We start from the raw sequence: 14566 nt of genomic DNA, 5'->3' as shown, positions 1-14566 counted from the left end.
CCTCACATCCGGAAGACGCCGAAGTTCGACGTCCCCTCGACCGGCGCACTGTGGATCGCCGACAGGGTCAGACCCAGGATCGTGCGGGTGTCCCGGGGATCGATCACCCCGTCGTCGTAGAGCATCCCGGACAGGAAAGCCGGTACCGACTCGGCTTCGATCTGTCCTTCGATCATCTGCCGCATGGCGGCGTCGGCGGCCTCGTCGACAACTCCGCCGCGCGCCTCGGTGGCCGCGCGCGACACGATGGAGATGACGCCCGCGAGTTGCGCCGCACCCATCACCGCGGATTTCGCACTGGGCCAGGCGAACAGGAATCGCGGGTCGTAGGCCCGCCCGCACATCCCGTAGTGACCGGCCCCGTAACTTGCACCCATCAGCACCGAGATGTGCGGCACGGTCGAATTCGAGACGGCATTGATCATCATCGAACCGTGCTTGATGATCCCACCGCGTTCGTATTCCTTGCCGACCATGTAGCCGGTGGTGTTGTGCAGGAACAGCAGTGGCGTATCCGAGCGGTTGGCGAGTTGGATGAACTGCGCCGCCTTCTGGGCCTCGGCGCTGAACAGCACACCCTGGGCATTGGCCAGGATGCCCACCGGATAGCCGTGGATGTTCGCCCACCCGGTGCACAGCGAATTGCCGTACTCGGGTTTGAACTCGTCGAAGTCACTGCCGTCGACGATGCGGGCGATGACCTCCCGCGGATCGAACGGGATCTTCAGGTCGCCGGGCACGATGCCGAGCAGTTCTTCGGTGTCGTAGCGGGGTTCGACGACGTCGACCGACGGCGCCGGCCCCCGCTTGCGCCAGTTGAGGCGCGCGACGATCCGCCTGCCGATGCGCACCGCATCCTGCTCGTCGGCGGCGTAGTAGTCGGCCAGTCCCGACTGGCGGGCGTGCAGTTGTGCGCCGCCGAGGGATTCGTCGTCGCTCTCCTCACCGGTGGCCATCTTCACCAGCGGCGGTCCACCGAGGAACACCTTGGAGGCGCCCTCGATCATGACGACGTGATCGCTCATCCCCGGGACGTAGGCGCCGCCGGCGGTGGAGTTGCCGAACACCAGCGCGATGGTCGGGATGCCGGCCGCGGACAATCGCGTCAGATCCCGGAACATCCGCCCACCCGGGATGAAGACCTCCTTCTGACTCGGCAGGTCGGCACCACCGGACTCCACCAGCGAGATCACCGGCAACCGATTCGCCAAAGCGATGTCGTTGGTGCGCAGGATCTTCCGGAGGGTCCAGGGATTGGAGGTGCCACCTTTGACGGTGGGATCGTTGGCGACGATCACGCATTCGACACCCTCGACCACCCCGATGCCCGTCACCACCGACGCCCCGACGGTAAAGTCGGAACCATAGGCGGCCAGCGGACACAGTTCGAGAAAGGCGGAGTCCTCGTCGACGAGCAGTTCGATCCGCTCCCGGGCGGTCATCTTGCCGCGCTTACGGTGCCGCGCTACGTACTTCTCGCCACCGCCGGCGAGTGCCTTGTCGAGTTCGGTGTTCAGTTCGTCGAGTTTGGCGAGCATCACCTCGCGGTTGCCCACGAACTGCTCGTCGTTCGCGTCGAGGGTGGAGCGGATTGCCGTCACTGCTGATACCCCAATCGTTTTGCCGCGAGACCGGTGAGGATCTCGGTGGTTCCCCCGCCGATGCCGATGATGCGCATGTCGCGGTACTGACGTTCCACTTCGGTGCCGGTCATGTAGCCGAGACCACCGAAGAGTTGAACGGCCTTGTCGGCCACCCATTCTCCGGTTTCCACCGCGGTATTCTTGGCGAAGCACACTTCGGCGATGAGGTCGTCGTCGGAGGTGATCTTCCGTTCGACCACCGCGCGGGTGTAGGTGCGGGCGAGGTCGATGCGCCGGGCCATCTCGGTGAGCGTGTCCTGCACCGACTGTCGTGCGATGAGCGGTTTGCCGAAGGTCTCGCGCTGCCGCGCCCACTCCAGCGTGAGGTCCAGGCACCGCTGGGCACTGGCGTACGCCTGGACCGCGAGCGATGACCGTTCGGTCACGAAGGCCGCCGCGATCTGGGCGAATCCGGAGTTCTCCCGGCCGACGAGGTTCGCGACGGGTACCCGGACGTCGACGAAGGACAGTTCGGCGGTGTCGGAACTGCGCCATCCCATCTTGTCGAGTTTGCGGGTGACGGTGAAACCCGGTGTGCCCTTCTCGATTACCAGCAGGGACACGCCGGAGGCACCCGGTCCGCCGGTGCGCACCGCGGTCACCACGAAGTCGGCGCGCACCGCGGAGGTGATGTAGGTCTTGGCGCCGTTGACGACGAATTCGTCCCCGTCGCGGTCGGCGCGCGTGGTCAGGTGCCCGACGTCGCTACCGCCGCCGGGTTCGGTGATGGCCAGGCTGCCGATCATCTCGCCGGCCAGGGTGGGACGTACCCAGCGGTCGATCTGTGCGGGGTCGCCGGCGGCGATCAGGTGCGGTAGCGCGATGCCGTGGGTGAACAGTGACGCGAACACCCCACCGGGGGCGCCGGCGTAATGCAGTTCCTCGCCGAGGATCGACGCGTCGACGAGGTCGCCACCCGATCCACCGATCTCCTCGGGGATGCCGAGTCCGAAGAGACCGAGTTTGGCGGCCTCCCGGTGGACAGCGCGCGGGATCTCCCCGTCGCGTTCCCAGTCCGCCGCGTGCGGCAGGATGTGTCGGTTCACGAAACCGCGTACGGTCTCGCGGAGGGCTAGTCGTTCGGGGCTGTCCCAGATGGGACTGGTGATGGGCACGGGCTCAGTCCTTGTCGTCGGCGACGGTGACTTTCTCGATGAAACGCAGCGGGATGGGTACCGGCCGCGAGCGCAACCACTCCCCCATGCCCTTGGCCTGCGGGTCGAAGCGGACGTTGTCGGCGACGCCGCGTCCGAGCACTCCCTCGATGACGAAGTTGACCGCAAGCAGGTTGGGCAGCCGGTAGCGACGGACCGTCAATCCGTCGATCTCCGGCAGCAGTTCGGTCAGCAGGTTGGTGTCCAGGGTGGCGTCGAGCCACTGGAAGTGGTTCGGATCACGCACCCACACACCGATATTGGCGCTTCCGCCCTTGTCTCCGCTGCGGGCACCGGCGATGGTGCCCAGCGGCAGCACGGCGGTGGGTTCGGGATCGGCGGCCGCACCGCCCGCGGCGCGATGGTCGACCTCGTCGGCGGGCACCGCTGCCCGCAGGGGCGACGGTTCGATGCGTTCGACCACGCCGTCGGCGAACGCGACGCGGTGCTCGACGGCCGCGGCGTCGACGTACCCGGGTTCGAAGACCCCGTAGGGCGATCCCGGTCCGGGGGGTGCGGTCATGCTGAAGCCGGGGTAGCTGGCCAGGGCCAGTTCGACTGCGGTGGAAGAGAATGCGCGGCCGACCTTGGTGCCGTCGGGGTCGCGGGCCACGCACCGCAGCAGTGCCGAGGCCTGCTCTTCGGTGGTCGCGTCGGGGCGGTCGAGCCGGGACAGTTCCCAGGTGAGTTGTTCGGGTTCGCTCGGCAGTGCGGCGCGGAACTGTGACCGGAACAGTTCGGCCTTCTTCTCGATGTCGAGTCCGGTGAGGATCATGGTGATCTCATTGCGCACTCCGGCAAGGTGATTCAGTGACACCTTGGTGGTCTCCGGCGGCGCTTCACCCTTCACTCCGCTGATCGACACGCGATCCGGTCCGTCCGACGCCAGGGCGATGGTGTCGAGGCGGGTGGTCACATCGGGTCCGAGGTATCGGGGGCCCCCGACCTCGTAGAGCAGTTGCGCGGTCACGGTTCCCACGGTCACCGCCCCGCCGGTTCCGGCGTGTTTGGTGATCACCGATGATCCGTCGGCGGCGATCTCGGCGATCGGGAATCCGAGATGCCCGGCGGCGGGCGTGCTCGTCAGGTCGAGTTCGGTGAAGAAGGCATAGTTGCCGCCGGTGGCCTGGGTACCGCATTCGACGACGTGACCGGCGACCACCGCGCCGGCCAGCGCATCGAGGTCGTCGTAGTTCCAGTCGAACGCGCTCGCGGCGGGCCCGACGGTGAGGGAGGCGTCGGTGACGCGTCCGGTGACGACGATGCCGGCACCGGAGTCGAGCGCGGCCTTGATACCGAAGGCACCGAGATAGGCGTTGGCGGTCAACGGTTTTCCGAGCCCGAGTTCGTCGGCGCGGTCGAGTAGATCGTCACCGTCGACAAATGCCACACCGACATCGACGCCCACCCGCTCGGCGAGTTCACGCAATGCCACCGCCAGTCCGTGCGGATTCAGCCCGCCGGCGTTGGCGACGATGCGCACGCCCTTGTCGACGGCGAGTCCGAGGCACTCCTCCATCTGCCGCAGGAACGTCTTGGCGTATCCGGTCGTCGGGTCCTTCAGGCGGTCCTTGCCCAGGATCAGCATGGTGAGTTCGGCGAGGTAGTCGCCGGTGAGGTAGTCCAGTTCACCCCCCTCGAGCATCTCCCGCATCGCCGCGAAGCGATCCCCGTAGAACCCCGACGCATTGCCGATCCGCACCACTGTGGCGGTCATCTAGCTGTCCTTCCCGGCGTGCTCGGTTCCGCTCGGCGCTCGCCCCGAGCCCGGGGGACCGGCGAAACATTGTGCGATCGTTGCCCATTCACGCGCATCGTCACCGACGATCTGCAGGTCGAGGTCGGCGAGTGCGCGCCGCTGGGTGACCAGTTCGCAGAAGTCGAGTGCCGGACCGGCCACCACGTCGGTGGCGTCGGCGGGTCCCCACGTCCACACCTGGCCCGACGGTGCGGTGATCTCGAAGCGAAACGGTGCGCCCGGCGGCGTCTTCCCGTTGACGGCGTACGCGAAATCCCTTGTGCGGACCCCGATGTGGACGACCGCCTTGATGCGGTCGGTGACCGGCAGGCGCACGCCGAGCGCGTCGGCGACGTCGAGGCCGTGCGCCCACGTCTCCATCAGTCGGGCGGTGGCCATCGACGACGCGGACATCGGCGGGCCGAACCACGGGATCTTGGCGCCATCGGGGACGTCGAGGAGTGCGCGTTCCAGGGATGCCCGCACCGCCCGCCAGTGATCGAGGAGTTGCCGCGGTGGTTGCCCCGCTCCCGCCTCCGCGGCGGCGTCGACGAACCCGGACGGATCGGTCATCGCCTCCCTGGTGATCTCGGCGAATCGCTCGGGATCGGTGGCCGCGATCGCCGCCACCTCGTCGGTCCACGCGAGGTGCGCGATCTGATGGGCGATGGTCCACCCGGCGGCAGGTGTGGGTGTGACCCACTGTTCGTCGGCGAGGCCGGCGACGAGGTCGTCGAGTTCGGCGGATGTGGCGGCGAGGTCGGCGACGACCTGGTGCACGATCGACATGCGATCAGCGTCACACAATCGATCAAAAGAATCAAGCACGCATGATTGTTTTTGTTCCGAACGCCTGCCGGTCATGGCCCGGACAGGGCGGCGTCAGCGATAGTGCACGTCGGCCACGCCCTCGCTGAGCAGCGTCCCGTCGTGGCCGATCATCCGCGCCGAGAAGGACGCGATGCGACGCCCCACCTTGACCTGCTCGACGTCGACGATCACCTGGGTGCTGTGCACCGCGGGCGACCGGAAGAAGCCGAGCGACATGTCGGCCAGGTGGTAGTCGCGTCCCGCGCCCGCATGGGCCTGGCCGGCGAAGGAGAACGCCTGGCCGACGATCGTGGCGATCACCCCGCCGTGCATCGTTCCGAAGACGTTGCCCATCCACGGTTCGGTGTCGACGACGAACCGCAACCCGGCCGACGCATCGGGGATCTCGATGCGCCCGTTGAGAAGGTCGGCGAGGGGGCCCGCCTCCCGCACCCGCGCCGCGATCTGCGCCACCACGTCACGTCCCTCGAGGGCCGCGGGTATCGGTTCGGGGAGCCGCACACCGTGGGTGTCGGCGCAGTCGGGCAGCTCCACTGCCGCCTGCGACTCTTCGGTCCCGTCGGCGGTGGCACGTCCGACGCGCATGTTGCGCGCGGTCCCGACGCAGCACAGATGCCCGGTGCCGGTGGTGATCCGCACCGGTGTCACGCCGGTGTGCTCGTCGGACATCTCGACGTCGGCCGCGGCGGTTAGCCGGTCGTCGGGGGCCACGTACCCCATAGCCGACATGGTCAGCCGTGCCTGCATCGACAACGCCCCCGACTCCTTGCCGGCGAGATGAAACGGAATGCCGCCGACATCGTCGAACAGCACACCGTAGGCCGGCATGTCGATGCGGCCACGATGGTCGACGAACTGCGCACACAGCTGCTGCTGCGCACGGGCCGCGGTTCCCGAGACCGTCAGGTTACCGATATGGAACACCGACATTGGATTCCGTCCGGCCGTGTTGTCGCCTGTCATGGTCCGCTCCCCTGCCCTGGCCGAATCCTCTGTTGTCACCGTCCGCGCCACCACGTCACTCACCTGTGCAGTCCTATCACCGACCGCCGGGGCGGGCAGCACCACGCACGCCCATGTGTGATTCAGGTCGCGACTGTGTGATTCGGGTCGCGACTGTGTGATTCAGGTCGCGACCGGGTGAGCACCCCGTTCGGGCGCGGTAGCTTTACCCCCGACGCATGCTTCGCGTCGATAACGAACAGCGTCTCCACGTTGAACCGGGGCACCTCCGGCTGCTAGCGTCGTGAGACGGAAGGGGCTGATGTTACCAATGTTGCAGAAACGAATCGCGGGTCGACGCATGATGCTCGCCGCCGGACTGGCCGCGGGAGCACTGGCCACACCACTGGCAGCGGGCGTCGCATTCGCCGCGCCGGAGACCACCGCGCCGGAGACCACCCGGACCACCCCCGCCGCCAAGACGCTCGACGCTTCGCAGCAGACCCCGACCGTCGGACTGAGCCGTTCGGGAGCGATGATCGCCGGCGGTTTCGTCGCGCCACTGGCCGCCGCGGCGGTCGCCGACGACGCCACGGTCATCTGGCTCGAGCCGATGCCCAAGGACGCCTGCGCCACCACGCTGAGTGATGCGATGGTCGCGGTCACCTGGACCAACACATCGACTCACCGGACCGCCGACACGACCTTCGCGGCCTGCCAGGACGGCAAGCCCGCTCTGAGCCCGGCGCTGGAAACCGGTTCCGGCACACTGAAATTGACGGTCACCGTGCTCGGCAAGGGCGGCGATACGTTCACCCTCACGCCGGGCACCGCGACGCTGCACCGCTGAGTTTCTCCTTCACACCACACGATCGCCGATGGACTCCCCACCCGGGGCCGTCGGCGATCGTCGTCTGTGCCGCCATCGAGCAGAGTAGACAATTTCAGAAATCTGTATACGCAATTCTGGAACAGGTTCTAGATTTGGGTCATGGCCGACACCGTGACCCAGCTCCTCCTCGAACGCGCCGACGACGATCACGTCGCGATCACCTACCAGGGCAGCAAACGGACCTGGCGCGAGCATCTCGATGACGCACGCCAGATGGCGTCGGTCGTCCTCGCCGCCGCCGACCCGCAGCGGCCCATGCACATCGGCACGCTGCTCGGGAATACCCCGACCATGCTCACCGCCATCGCTGCGGGCGCGCTCGGCGGGTACGTGACCGCCGGCATCAACAACACCCGCCGCGGCGAGGCACTGGCCGGCGACATCCTCCGCGCCGATTGTCAGATCCTGCTCACCGACGCCGAACACCGCGGGCTCCTCGACGGCCTCGAGCTTCCCGGGGTGACGGTGTTCGAGACGTCCAGCCCCGAGTGGACATCGCTGCTCGCCGACGCCGGCGAGCTGGTTCCGCATTCCGAGCCGGGGCCGATGGACCCCTTCATGTTGATCTTCACCTCCGGCACCAGCGGCAATCCCAAGCCGGTTCGGCTTGCGCACATGCTGATTCCGTTCGCCGGACCGCCACTGGTGGAGAAGTTCGGGATCACCGCCGACGACGTCTGCTACCTGTCGATGCCGTTGTTCCATTCCGCGGCGCTGCTGGGCGGCTATTGCGTCGCCGCGGCGAGCGGCGCATCCATCGTGCCCGCCCGATTCTCCGCGTCGACCTTCCTCGACGACATCCGTCGGCACGGCGCGACGTACATGAACTACGTCGGCAAACCCCTCGCCTACATCCTCGCGACGCCGGAACAGCCCGACGACGCCGACAACCCGCTGCGTGCCGCCTTCGGCAACGAGGCCACCGACCACGACATCGACGACTTCGCGCGACGCTTCGACTGCAAAGTGTGGGACGGCTACGGATCCAGCGAACTGGCGATCATCGTCACCCGCGAGCCCGGCACCCCGACCGGCTCGATCGGGAAGGGCTTTCCCGGTGTGGCCGTGTACCACCCGGCCACCGTCACCGAATGCGCCGTCGCCGAGTTCGACGAGAACGGCGCCCTGACCAATGCCGACGAGGCCGTCGGCGAACTCGTGAACACCTCCGGCGCGGGGCTTTTCAGCGGCTATTACAACGACGAGGCCACCACGGCCGACCGGCTGCGCGAGGGCATGTACTGGTCGGGCGATCTCGCCTACCGCGACGCCGACGGCTGGATCTACCTCGCCGGACGCTCCGGGGACTGGATGCGGGTGGACGGCGAGAACATGACCGCCGGGCCCATCGAACGTATCCTGCAACGCATTCCGGGCGTCAATCAGGTGGCCGTCTATCCGGTTCCCGACGATCAGGTGGGCGACGCGGTGATGGCCGCGATCGTCCTCGACGACGACGCGGCGCTCTCCCCCGACGAGTTCACCGCCGCGCTCGCCGATCAACCCGACCTCTCCCCCAAGGCGTGGCCCGGTTTCGTGCGGATCGCCGAGTCCCTACCGACCACCGCCACCAACAAGATCGTCAAGCGGACCCTCAAGGCCGAGGGCGCCACCGCGGGCGACGGCGTGCTGTGGGTCCGGGAGCCCCGCACCCGGACCTACCGCATCGCCACGCAGGTCCCGGCGTGACGCCGGCGTCCACCACAATCACGGCGTCCCCGACATCCACGGCGGTTCCGGACACTCTGACCGAACTCGGCTATTACGCGCTGTCGCGGCATCCGGTCCATCCGTCGGAGCTGGTCGATGAGGCACGTCACGCCGAAACCATCGGCCTCGGAACAGCATTCGTCTCCGAACGCTTCAACGTCAAGGACGCCGCCGTACTGTCCGGCGCGCTTGCCGCCGCCACCACCCGATTGGGCATCGCCACCGCCGCCACCAATCACACCACGCGCCATCCGATCGTCACCGCGACGATGGGTGCCACGTTGGCCGAACTCTCCGATCACCGGTTCGCACTCGGACTCGGACGCGGGATCACCGCCCAGTGGCAGATTCTCGGGCTGCCGGTGATCACCGGCGCCGGGATCGAGGACATGATCTCGATCCTGCGGCGACTGTGGAACGGCGAGATGATCATCGGGCACGACGGCCCGGAAGGAACCTATCCACTTCTCACCCTGGGGATTTCGGTCACACCGCCACCGGCGGTGATGGTGGTGACGATGTCACCGAAGACACTGGAACTCGCCGGACGCATCGCCGATGGCGTTGTGCTGCACACCTTTCTCGACGCCGAGACGACGCGTAGCGCTGTCGCCCGTGTCCGCGACAGTGCGCAGCGCGCCGGGCGCGATCCGGCGTCGGTGCGGATCTGGTCGGTCCTCGCCACGGTTCCCGATCACCTCGAGGAGACCGACTGCACACGCCGGCTGTATGGGCGTCTCGCCACCTACCTGCAGGGTTATCCCGACGTGCTGATGGCCGCCAATCGCTGGAGCACCGACGATCTCGAGCGGATCCGCGCCACGTCGGCCTTCAGCGCAGCACGCGGTCCCCTTGACGCGACGGCCACCGCGGCGGAACTCGACGAACTCGCCGCGGCGATACCGGCCGGTTGGGTCGCCGACTGTGCCACCGGCTCGGCGGACGAGTGCGCGCGGGCCGTCGCCGCCCAGTTTGATCTGGGTGTGGACTCGGTGATTCTGCATGGTGTGGCTCCGACGGAGGTCACCGAGATCGTCGGGAGCTACCGGGGCCTGGGGGTTCGACCGTCGGCGGCGTTGCCCGTGAATCCGGGACGAGTGGTGCCCGCGTGAGCGCCGCCATCATTCCCATCTCGCCGGATCAGCTCACCCCGGATGTCCTCACCGCGCTGCTCGTCGATGCGGGTCTCCCCGCCGACGTGCGGGGCGTCACCTACACCGCGGTGGGTACCGGGCAGATGGCCGGGTCGTATCGCCTGCGGCTGGACCTGGCTGCCGGTGACGTGCCGACGACGATGATCGCGAAGCTGGCAACCGGTGACCTGCCGCAACGTCAGTTCGCCTCCGGCGCATTCCGCAACGAGGTGGATTTCTACTCGGATTTCGCGGCGCGGCTGCATGTTCCGCTACCCGAGTGCTACGCGTCGGCCATATCGGTGGACGGCACCGAGTTCGTCCTGTTGTTGCAGGACATGGGCGACGCCGTTCAGGGTGACCAGATCGCCGGCTGCACCCCGGAGCAGGCACGGTCCGTCGCCGTCGCCGCGGCCGGTCTGCACGCGCCGACGTGGGATGATCCCGCGCTGCTGCAACGCTTTCCGCTGCCGACCGCCGATGACCGGGAGTTGATGGAGTCGGTACTCGCCCCGATGACCGACGCGTTCCGCGAACGGTTCACGCCGGACGCCGCGGAATCCGAGGTCCTCGATTGGCTCGTCGCCACCGCCGGTGACTGGCTGATCGCCGCGCGCGGGCACACCGCACTGATCCACGGCGACATGCGGATCGACAACGTCCTGTTCGGTTCCGACGGTGCGGTCACCGTGATCGACTGGCAGACCATCACCACTGGTTCGCCGATGCGCGACCTCGCCTTCCTGCTGGCCTCAAGCCTCGAGGTGGACGACCGACGCCGCCATGAACGCGCCATCGTCGAGGCCTATCGTCAGGCACTGCTCGCCGCGGGCATCGACGGGTACTCCGCGGAGCAGTGTTGGGATGACTACGTCGCCGATCTCCTGCAGGCGCCGCTGATCGTGGTGTTCGGTGCCGGGGCGGCGACGCCCACCGAACGCGGCGACGCCATGTTCGCGACGATGCTGCGTCGCGCCACGGTGGCGATCACCGATCACTCGCCGGACCTCATGCCATGAGTTCCGGGGTGACGACGGTGTTCGGCGCCAACGGTTTTCTGGGCTCTCACGTGGTCCGTCGGCTTCTCGACTCGGGTCGAGAAGTCCGGGTGATGGTGCGGCCCACCTCCGACACCCGCGATCTCGACGATCTCGACGTCGACCGGGTCGTCGGTGAGCTCGGCGACGGGGATGCGGTCGGCCGTGCCCTCGACGGCGCCGAGGCCGCCATCTACTGCGCGGTCGATACCCGGGCATGGATTCGTGATCCGAAGTCATTGTGGCACAGCAATGTCGAGGTACTGGATGCCGTTCTCGACGTTGCGGCCCGGGCCGACCTGCATCGTTTCGTCTACACGTCGAGCATGTGCACGATCGGTCGGGTCCGCGGGCGTCGCGCCACCCCCGACGATGCCTTCAATTGGGAGTCGCACGCCAATACCTATGTCCGCTCGCGGGTCGAGGGTGAGCGCGTCGCGCTGGCGGCGACGGATCGTGGCGTGCCCGCGATGGCGATGTGCGTCTCCAACACCTACGGCGCGGGCGATCACAAGCCGACACCGCACGGTGCCTTCGTCGCCGGAGCCGCACTCGGCAGGCTTCCGTTCGGTGTCCGGGGGATGCGAGCGGAGACCGTCGGCGTCGACGACGCGGCCGATGCCCTCGTACGCGCGTCGCAGAAGGGCACGATCGGCAGGCGCTACATCGTCAGCGCCGAGTTCCTCGACCTCGGTGACATCATCGCGATCGCCGCCGACGAGGCGGGTGTGGCGCCCCCGCGACCGACACTCCCCCGCCCGGCGATGTATGCCCTCGGTGTCGCAGGCGACCTCCGCTCACGGATCACCCATACCCAGCAACAGCTTTCGGTCGACACTGTGCGGTTGATGCACGTCATGTCACCGATGGATCACTCGGCCACGACCAGAGATCTGGATTGGCATCCGCGTCCCGTTGAGGAGTCCGTCCGCGCCGCGGCCCGGTATTGGGTGCAGCGGAGACGATCGCGATAGCGGGTCAGCGTGACGTGATTCGTACGCATGTGCGAACATGGAGCGCATGGCATCGCGACGACAGACCGGCCTGAGCACCGAGGACCTGGAATCCTTGTCGGCGGGACTCGCCGCGGGTAAGCGGGTCACCGTCTACCTTCGAGACCCCATGCCGTCACTGGATCTCGCGGCAGGCGTATCGGCGCGCGTGATCTCCATCGATGGGTCCACCGTGATCATCAGCCCGAAGGGTGTCGAGGATCAGTTGCCGTTCGACGCCGACGAACTGCTCAAGACCCGACCTACCGCGGGCGCGGCGACGTCAACGCCTCGACGATCCACGCCCCGGCCGGAGCCTATTGCCGAACCGGTCCTGCGGGAGACGGTCCGGCGGCAGACACCAGCGCCGGTGCCGGCACCTGCACCTCCACCGAAGCCCGCCTCGGTGAAAGCTCCGAGGCGACCCAAGGCCCCATCCGGAGCGGTCACCGTCACCGTCACGTCGGCGAGCGACACGACCTGGACGGTGTCGGTGTCCCACGGAAGCAAGAAGCAGGGCAGGCCAACGGAAGTGCCCGCGGAGCGAGTGGCGAAAGCGATGCGCGAACTCGGAGATCCCACGGCGATCACCGCCGTAGACGGCGTGATCGAATCGGCGCGAGCGGCGGCACAACAGCGCATCGACGACCTCAGCCGCGAACTCGAATCCGCACGAGCAGTTCTGGCGCACCTCGACGGTCAGACTCCGGCGGCAGAGTAGTCTTCGATGCGAGCTCGAGACCACTTTCGCAACCTGATTCCGGAAACCGGTTGCAGCGCCACCACCCGGGAGCAGGCCGAAGCCGGCCGCCTACCGCGGATAGGTGGTGATGGTCTCCCCAGTGACCGGGTCGCGCCAGATGACCGCCCGATCGGCGAGCATGGTGGGGATCAACAAGCCCATGTGTTTGCGTTGGTGGTCCGGGGTACACAGCGGCATCAGGTTGAATTCCACCGTCCAGCCACCGGTGATCGGATCCTGGTGCACGAATTTCACCAGGTGGTCGATCTGGCAGTCACCGGCCGGGCGTCCGCACTGCGGATACCGGCAGGTGCCATCCAATTCGATGATTTTCTCCCGCAACCAGGCCGGTATCCGATACGTCAACGCACCCGGCGGTGGGAGGAGATATCCGCCGTGCCCGGTCGGGTCGACCGGGGTTGCGGGGAACGGATCGTCGAGACGACGCCACGCCGCCGGTATCCGATCCAGCGAGGTGGCGGTGCTGATCGTGGGTATGTCCAGGGTCGCAAACTCGGTGACGGTCACCAACTGTCCCGAACTGATCAACGCTCTGGCATGCGCTTCGTCCACCACGCCGAAGTATTCCAACCGGGCTTCCCGCTGCCCGGACGGATCGGTGATCAACGACAGCGACAACTGCGAATCACTGACGGTATCGGTGGCGGGGTGGGTGTCGGGGTGCGCCTCGACGGTATTTGTTGCCGCACAATCAGCGTCGTCACAGTCAGCGTCGCCGTCGGTGATCGTCCCGGGATCGACGGTCACATCGGCGGCGTCCGCTTCGACATCGTCAGACAGATCAGCCGCATCAACATCGATGTCGAGGTCGGTCAGACCACTGGGTTCCTCCGGCAACGGCACCGCCCGCGAGCAGACACCCCGCCCGCATCCACACGTCAGGTACGCACCCGGCAGGCCCTGGATCTCGGCGAACGCCGCAACCTGCACCTGACCCCGACGACGCCGATCACGCGGGCAGATCCGCTCACTGATCATCTGTGCGATCCGCGCCGCCAGATGCGCACCCACCTCACCCGGCGCGTACACCGAGATGCTGCAATGCCCGTTGGTGTCCCGACGGACCCGCACGTTCTGATCGCGTGCGGCAGCTTCCTCGCGGCGGTCGGCGGCACCGTCGGGATCCAGGGCGATCACCATCTCGGCGACCTGATCCCGCAATGTCGTATCCGCCTGATTACGTCCAGCGAGTTGCAGTGCGCGGGTTTCGGCGAACGCGCGCACATCGTCATCGGACAGCACGACGATCTCGTCGGCGATGATGCGGATACGCTCCAACGACTGGTCACCGGCCAAGAACGCCGCGGTCACCGTCGGGAGCGTCGACAGCAAGAAACTCAACGTCATCCACGCCGTGGCTTGCGGCACCGACACACCCAGCGCGGTCGACACCGTGCCGGTGGCGGCTTTGTCGACGCCACCGGTGGTGTACACGTTGGTCATGTGACCCGACAGCAGCATCTCGTCGTACACGGCATGCCCGACCCGCGCCGCCGACAGCACCTTCCGGACGATCATTTGCCGTTCCTGGCGTTGCAACGATCGGGCCAGAGCGGTCGCCGCCTCGGCGGGGAGGTGATCGATCATGGCGGCGTCGTCGGCGGTCATCGACAACTCCGGCGCGATAGTCGTGCGAATTCTGGTGTCGGCCATGATATTCACCCCCTCTGCGATCCCTTCAACTGAACTGTGACAAGTATATCGAGGGGCACCGACAAACTGCTCCGCGCG

The 14566-nt window shown here is 67.3% G+C and carries 12 protein-coding genes; 6 read left to right on the top strand and 6 right to left on the bottom strand.

The window, feature by feature from the left end:
* Positions 1-2 precede the first annotated feature (2 nt).
* The 5 genes from ACWETB_RS09510 to ACWETB_RS09490 form a co-directional block, all read right to left on the bottom strand.
* Positions 3-1601 (bottom strand): acyl-CoA carboxylase subunit beta, encoded by a 1599-nt coding sequence (locus ACWETB_RS09510; RefSeq protein WP_452210790.1) that lies wholly within the window; start codon positions 1599-1601, stop codon positions 3-5.
* Complete coding sequence (locus ACWETB_RS09505) at positions 1598-2758, bottom strand: acyl-CoA dehydrogenase family protein (RefSeq protein WP_452210788.1); 1161 nt, start codon at positions 2756-2758, stop codon at positions 1598-1600. The genes ACWETB_RS09510 and ACWETB_RS09505 overlap by 4 nt, the downstream gene beginning before the upstream one ends.
* Before the next feature lie 4 nt (positions 2759-2762).
* Positions 2763-4514: an acyclic terpene utilization AtuA family protein gene (locus ACWETB_RS09500; RefSeq protein ID WP_452210786.1), complete on the bottom strand. Its 1752-nt coding sequence runs from the start codon at positions 4512-4514 to the stop codon at positions 2763-2765.
* Positions 4515-5324, bottom strand: coding sequence for a TIGR03084 family metal-binding protein (locus ACWETB_RS09495; protein ID WP_449741326.1), 810 nt, complete (start codon positions 5322-5324; stop codon positions 4515-4517).
* 93 nt (positions 5325-5417) lie between these two features.
* Positions 5418-6329 carry a PaaI family thioesterase gene (locus ACWETB_RS09490; protein ID WP_452210784.1) on the bottom strand — a complete coding sequence of 304 codons (912 nt, stop codon included), beginning with the start codon at positions 6327-6329 and terminating at the stop codon, positions 5418-5420.
* Between the two features lie 310 nt (positions 6330-6639).
* On the opposite strand from ACWETB_RS09490, the gene ACWETB_RS09485 reads away from it, so the two are divergent.
* The 6 genes from ACWETB_RS09485 to ACWETB_RS09460 all read left to right on the top strand — a co-directional run bounded on the left by ACWETB_RS09485 (position 6640) and on the right by ACWETB_RS09460 (position 12793).
* Positions 6640-7158: a hypothetical protein gene (locus tag ACWETB_RS09485; RefSeq protein ID WP_452210782.1), complete on the top strand. Its 519-nt coding sequence runs from the start codon at positions 6640-6642 to the stop codon at positions 7156-7158.
* Positions 7159-7299: 141 nt separating this feature from the next.
* Positions 7300-8889: a fatty-acid--CoA ligase FadD1 gene (fadD1, locus tag ACWETB_RS09480; RefSeq protein WP_452210780.1), complete on the top strand. Its 1590-nt coding sequence runs from the start codon at positions 7300-7302 to the stop codon at positions 8887-8889.
* On the top strand, positions 8886-10022 hold the full coding sequence (locus ACWETB_RS09475) for a TIGR03857 family LLM class F420-dependent oxidoreductase (protein WP_452210778.1): 1137 nt from the start codon (positions 8886-8888) through the stop codon (positions 10020-10022). The genes fadD1 and ACWETB_RS09475 overlap by 4 nt, the downstream gene beginning before the upstream one ends.
* Positions 10019-11062, top strand: coding sequence for a phosphotransferase (locus ACWETB_RS09470; RefSeq protein ID WP_449741331.1), 1044 nt, complete (start codon positions 10019-10021; stop codon positions 11060-11062). The genes ACWETB_RS09475 and ACWETB_RS09470 overlap by 4 nt, the downstream gene beginning before the upstream one ends.
* Positions 11059-12054: an NAD-dependent epimerase/dehydratase family protein gene (locus tag ACWETB_RS09465; protein ID WP_452210776.1), complete on the top strand. Its 996-nt coding sequence runs from the start codon at positions 11059-11061 to the stop codon at positions 12052-12054. The genes ACWETB_RS09470 and ACWETB_RS09465 overlap by 4 nt, the downstream gene beginning before the upstream one ends.
* 37 nt (positions 12055-12091) lie before the next feature.
* Positions 12092-12793 carry a DUF6319 family protein gene (locus ACWETB_RS09460; protein WP_449741333.1) on the top strand — a complete coding sequence of 234 codons (702 nt, stop codon included), beginning with the start codon at positions 12092-12094 and terminating at the stop codon, positions 12791-12793.
* Positions 12794-12883: 90 nt separating this feature from the next.
* Here the strand turns inward: ACWETB_RS09460 and ACWETB_RS09455 are convergent, their stop codons facing one another.
* A complete protein-coding gene (locus tag ACWETB_RS09455) occupies positions 12884-14488 on the bottom strand; it encodes an HNH endonuclease (protein WP_452210774.1) in 1605 nt (534 codons plus the stop codon).
* Between the last annotated feature and the right edge of the window lie 78 nt (positions 14489-14566).

The organism is Gordonia sp. NPDC003950, assembly GCF_053605205.1.
Note: the sequence above shows the minus strand (reverse complement) of the source record. Positions and strands in the feature narration are given on the sequence as shown.

Bases quoted from the DNA above. Each gene is read 5' to 3' on its own strand.
- ACWETB_RS09485 (WP_452210782.1), top strand. From the start codon at position 6,640: ATGTTGCAGAAACGAATCGCGGGTCGACGCATGATGCTCGCCGCCGGA.
- fadD1 (WP_452210780.1), top strand. From the start codon at position 7,300: ATGGCCGACACCGTGACCCAGCTCCTCCTCGAACGCGCCGACGACGAT.
- ACWETB_RS09465 (WP_452210776.1), top strand. From the start codon at position 11,059: ATGAGTTCCGGGGTGACGACGGTGTTCGGCGCCAACGGTTTTCTGGGC.
- ACWETB_RS09460 (WP_449741333.1), top strand. From the start codon at position 12,092: ATGGAGCGCATGGCATCGCGACGACAGACCGGCCTGAGCACCGAGGAC.
- ACWETB_RS09490 (WP_452210784.1), bottom strand. From the start codon at position 6,329: ATGACAGGCGACAACACGGCCGGACGGAATCCAATGTCGGTGTTCCAT.
- ACWETB_RS09495 (WP_449741326.1), bottom strand. From the start codon at position 5,324: ATGTCGATCGTGCACCAGGTCGTCGCCGACCTCGCCGCCACATCCGCC.
- ACWETB_RS09500 (WP_452210786.1), bottom strand. From the start codon at position 4,514: ATGACCGCCACAGTGGTGCGGATCGGCAATGCGTCGGGGTTCTACGGG.
- ACWETB_RS09455 (WP_452210774.1), bottom strand. From the start codon at position 14,488: ATGGCCGACACCAGAATTCGCACGACTATCGCGCCGGAGTTGTCGATG.